Here is a 2,363-nt window from a genome sequence, read left to right as displayed (position 1 = left end):
ACGCCGATCAACGGACTCGAACCGTTGTACATCGGAAGACCATGTCTTCCGTGCCTTGGACTCGTGTCCAAGCTACCGTAATCGGTGGTTACTGACCGTAATGTATGTGTAGTCCAGTTTGCGTCCGGACCCGTTCGCCGCGTCACGGATCCAATGCGATGTTATGTATGACTATGTGGCTTGGCCGATTAGTGCTCGCGGGCTCAACGCCTCGTTGCCTTGGCGCGTACACCCCGAGTCTATCGATCTCGTCTTCTACGAGTGGCCTCAGTGGTATCTCTTTTTCAAGTGGGTTTCGAGCTTAGATGCGTTCAGCTCTTACCCCGTGGTGCGTGGCTGCCCAGCACGTGCTCTCTCGAACAACTGGTACACCAGTGGCACCCATTCGTAGTTCCTCTCGTACTATACGAACGTTCTCGTCAGATACCGTAACACCCCCAATAGATAGCAGCCGACCTGTCTCACGACGGTCTAAACCCAGCTCACGACCTCCTTTAATAGGCGAACAACCTCACCCTTGCCCGCTTCTGCACGGGCAGGATGGAGGGAACCGACATCGAGGTAGCAAGCCACCCGGTCGATATGTGCTCTTGCGGGTGACGACTCTGTTATCCCTAAGGTAGCTTTTCTGTCAGCAATTGGCCGCATCAAGCAGCCTAATTGGTTCGCTAGACCACGCTTTCGCGTCAGCGTCCGTCGTTGTGCCGGACACTGTCAGACTTCCTTTTGCTCTTGCGCTCTTCCTCGGGTCTCCGACCCGAGTGAGGAAATCTTGGGGCGCGCTCGATATCTTTTCAAGCGCGTACCGCCCCAGTCAAACTGCCCGGCTACCAGTGTCCTCCGCCAGGAGTGAGAGTCGCAGTCACCATCGGGTAGTATTTCAATGCTGGCTCGGTGGGCCGCTAGCGCGGCTACCTGTGTAATGCCTCCTACCTATGCTGCACAATGGCGACCACGTCTCAGTGACAGCCTGCAGTAAAGCTCTATAGGGTCTTCGCTTCCCCTTGGGGGTCTCCAGACTCCGCACTGGAACGTACAGTTCACCGGGCCCAACGTTGGGACAGTGGCGCTCTCGTTGATCCATTCATGCAAGCCGCTACTAAAGCGGCAAGGTACTACGCTACCTTAAGAGGGTCATAGTTACCCCCGCCGTTAACGGGTCCTTCGTCCCCTTGTAAGGGGTGTTCAGATACCCGCACTGGGCAGGATTCAGTGACCGTACGAGTCCTTACGGATTTGCGGTCACCTATGTTGTTACTAGACAGTCGGAGCGCCCGAGTCACTGCGACCTGCCTCTTCGCGAGGCAGGCATCCCTTATTGCGAACGTACGGGACTAACTTGCCGAATTCCCTAACGTCGGTTGCTCCCGACAGACCTTGGCTTTCGCCGCCATGAGTACCTGTGTCGGATCTCGGTACGGACTGTGTGCTCGCCTTTTCACGGGCTCTAGGTTGGCCTCTCTTTCGCTATCCAGTCATTCGTTCGCTTCGTGCCATTACGGCTTCCACGAATTTCGACTGTTCGACTGGGCGAAAGCCCAGCAGAGGCGGCCCCAAAGCGTCGGCTTTGGATGCACACTGGCATAGGAATATTAACCTATTTCCCTGTTGTCAGCTTCGACTTACGGGCTGACTTAGGACCGGCTAACCCTCAGCTGATCAGCATTGCTGAGGAACCCTTACTCATTCGGCCGTCGAGGTTCTCACCCGACTAACGCTGCTACTTTGACCAGGATTTTCGTTACTGAACGGTCCACATGATCTCTCGACCATGCTTCCGCCCGAACAGAACGCCAACCTACGGAATCATCTTTTGACAGATGCCGCTAGGTCTCGGTGGTGGACTTGAGCCCCGATCATTTTAAGCGCGCCGAACCTCGGCCGGTAAGCTGTTACGCTTTTCTTAGAGGGTAGCTGCTTCTAAGCTCACCTCCCGGCTGTCTAGGGCTCGGCACCACTTTCGATCGCACTTAGTCCACACTTGGGGACCTTAACCCAGCTCTGGGTTGTCTCCCTCACGGTACACAGGCTTACCCCGCGCACCGGACTCCCTGCGTCAAACGGCGTTTGTAGGTTCGGAGTTGGACAGGGGGGCACACTCCTCTCGGAGTGCGATCCCCCAATCCGTCGCTCTACCCCACAAACTACCTCGGCAGAGGTCATGCTTCGACATGTTTCGGTTGGAACCAGCTGTTTCCGGACTCGATGGGCCTTTCACCCCTAAACGTAAGTCACGAGAGGGTATTGTAGGACACCAACTCTAACAGGCCTCCACGCACCTTTCGGCACGCTTCACCTTGCTCACGCCTAGATCGTCCGGTTTCGGGTTGTGCCCGTTTGACTCCCCGCGCTTGAACACGGTG

General features: G+C 56.2%; 1 rRNA gene. It reads right to left on the bottom strand.

The features are described 5' to 3' along the window. Window positions 1-168: 168 nt before the first annotated feature. A 23S ribosomal RNA gene (locus tag ACSFC5_RS23305) occupies window positions 169-2,363 on the bottom strand; the annotation flags it as partial.

The sequence above is a fragment of the Natronorubrum marinum genome (assembly GCF_052040125.1).
Lineage (GTDB): Archaea > Halobacteriota > Halobacteria > Halobacteriales > Natrialbaceae > Natronorubrum.
Note: the sequence above shows the minus strand (reverse complement) of the source record. Positions and strands in the feature narration are given on the sequence as shown.